This window comes from Roseateles sp. P5_B10, from assembly GCF_056400485.1.
Map to the genome: position 1 here is coordinate 1 of NZ_JBFULE010001257.1, position 1,038 is coordinate 1,038.

Consider the following 1,038-nt stretch of genomic DNA (forward strand, 5'->3'; position numbering starts at 1 on the left):
CTATCAACCCACATGAAAATCCAACCATCGCACCACCGAACCCATCTATGCGAGTGCTAATCCTGCTTTGCACATAGTAGTGAAACAGGAAAATCACCAGCGATCGTTGCCCTATGTACTCCAATGCCGAACCCGCCTTACCGCGGATCAGAACGCATAGTCCTGACACGACCAAGACGCAAACAACAGCGAAGGGCAATGTGCCAACGCCCTCAATGAGGCGATGATTCAAATCGAGAACCATTAAGCCTAGACCTGAAGCGTACCAACCGATGGCAGCCACCAAGGCGGCCAACACTAGGATCCATACGGGGTGATGAGCTGAACTTCCTACGAGATGTAAATAACGTCGCCTAACTGTAATTCCGAACGCAAAAAACGCTAAACCTACGGGCACAAGATCTAAGGACCAAGGGAGTGCCCGATAGGTGACGGTATCACGGTCGATTTCAATACCCGGCATGGCATAACGGGACGTCTGTGCGAAAATTAGCAGAACAAGCAAAATAACAAGTAAACGCGGCGTGCGCATTTCACTTGTGTTGCGAAGCGTCACAAGTTGAGCGATGCCGACCAGGAAGAGACATGGAAGAAACCAAATGTGTGGCTGCGGCATGAGGTCGCCCACGCCTGCAATCACGCCGATCAAGTTCGCAACAAGCGCTCGCCAATCCAATTTCGCAGCTATTAAAGAAAATAATACACCACAAACGAAATAGGGGACCAACAATGCCCGAAGACGGCTGCGAAGATACCTTGTGAGCGGAACCTCTTTGTGCACTAGGCCAGCCGAATAAAAGAACAACGGCATGTGGAACAAATAAATCGCAGCGTGGAGCTGATGATTCTTCAGCCACGGATTGTGTCCAAGAACAACCAGGACGATACCGATCCCTCTCAGCCTGTCAATCCAATCAAGACGTTCAGCGGGCATATCTGGGCAAAAGGAATTTGCCGGTTTCTTGAGCAGGCAATGTAGCGACGAGCAATACAGCGACCATAAAGGGCTCATAATAAAGCCCAAACACGCTCATCATC

General features: G+C 50.1%; 1 protein-coding gene. It reads right to left on the reverse strand.

Annotation, left to right across the window (positions count from 1 at the left end; genetic code table 11):
* Positions 1-934 (reverse strand): acyltransferase family protein (locus tag AC1DU6_RS32560; protein ID WP_477862377.1); only part of this gene is annotated, 934 nt, incomplete at its 3' end.
* Positions 935-1,038 lie beyond the last annotated feature (104 nt).